We start from the raw sequence: 1,564 nt of genomic DNA, 5'->3' as shown, positions 1-1,564 counted from the left end.
TTGCCGGAAGAATTTCAGGAAGATTTTGCCCCATTTCTACTTTCTCATTCGTCTCACGAAGAAGACTCTCAGATAGTAAAACAGGCCGACTCCATCTGTGCGTACTTAAAATGTTTGGAAGAACTAAGCGCAGGTAACCATGAGTTTGCCTTAGCGAAAAAGCGCCTAGACGTCACTTTACAAGAACGTAAAACGCCAGAAATGGAATACTTCCTTAATACATTCGCCCCAAGCTTTGAGCTATCGCTGGATGAAATCAGTTAGCCAGTTTAGTTTATGGAGATAAACGTGTCGTTTGAATTACACTCTTTGTGGCAAGAGCGCCACGATGATGAGCATAAAATCCGCCGTGATGACCACCGCAGCCCCTATCAACGTGATAGAGCGAGAATCCTGCACTCTGCGGCATTTCGACGCCTACAAGCGAAAACTCAAGTTCATGGCAACAGCTTGGAAGACTTTCATAGAAGTCGACTTACCCACTCGTTAGAAGCGGCCCAATTAGGCACAGGTATTGTCGCACAACTCAAAAAGAAACAGTCTGAATTTAAAGAACTATTGCCCTCGGACAGTTTGATTGACTCTCTGTGTCTCGCGCACGATATCGGCCACCCACCATACGGACACGGTGGCGAAGTCGCATTGAACTATATGATGCGTGACCATGGTGGCTTTGAAGGCAATGCGCAGACTTTTCGCATTGTGACCAAATTGGAGCCATACACTGAGCACTTCGGGATGAATCTATCGCGCCGAACTTTGTTAGGTTTGATCAAATACCCAGCACTCATCAGTCAGACTCGTTCAGTCAAGCTGCCAAACCCTGCAGAACATCAACGCCGATTAAAAGCCAAAGAATGGAGCCCAGCGAAAGGCATCTACGATTGCGATAAAGATCTGTTTGATTGGGTTATCGCTCCACTCAGCGAGAATGACAAAAGCCTGTTGAGCCAAATGCGCTATCGACCAGACTCCGATTTAGAGCACAGCAAAACGCGCTTTAAATCCCTCGACTGCTCCATTATGGAGCTCGCCGATGATATTGCGTATGGCGTGCACGACTTAGAAGATGCCATTGTGTTGGGTATGGTCACACGTCAGCAATGGCAAGAAGGTGCAGCAAGTCAGTTAGCTGATTGCGGTGATCCTTGGTTTGAAGAACATATCGGCTCTATCGGGCAAATGCTGTTTAGCGGTAAACATCACCAACGCAAAGATGCGATTGGCGGTATGGTCAATGCCCTACTTACAAGCATCTCTATTAAAGTGGTTGATGAACCATTCCAAAACCCTTTACTGGCATGGAATGCTTGTTTAGAACCGCATATGGCGAAAGCGCTAGATGTGCTTAAACATTTCGTCAGTCAGTATGTCATTCAAGTGCCGCAGGTACAGATTGTCGAATACAAAGGGCAACAAATCATCATGGATATATTCGAAGCACTAAGTGCCGATCCTGAACGATTGTTGCCAATACACACAAAAGAGCTTTGGCAGAGTGCAACTAGCGATAGTGGCAAAATGCGAGTCATTGCCGATTACATATCCGCAATGACCTATGGTC

Annotated in this window: 2 protein-coding genes; both read left to right on the top strand. The window is 46.2% G+C overall.

The genetic code is table 11. The annotated features are described in order from the left end of the window. The coding region (gene yfbR / locus R7M72_RS24530; protein ID WP_318056392.1) for a 5'-deoxynucleotidase at positions 1–264 on the top strand (264 nt) is incomplete at its 5' end. Positions 265–276: 12 nt separating this feature from the next. Continuing rightward, positions 277–1,564, top strand: a 1,288-nt coding sequence (locus tag R7M72_RS24525) for an anti-phage deoxyguanosine triphosphatase (protein WP_318056391.1), incomplete at its 3' end; no start/stop codon positions are given.

The sequence above is a fragment of the Vibrio sp. YT-18 genome (genome assembly GCF_033337345.1).
Taxonomy (GTDB): Bacteria; Pseudomonadota; Gammaproteobacteria; order Enterobacterales; family Vibrionaceae; genus Vibrio; species Vibrio alginolyticus.
This window is presented reverse-complemented; position numbering and strand designations above follow the sequence as displayed.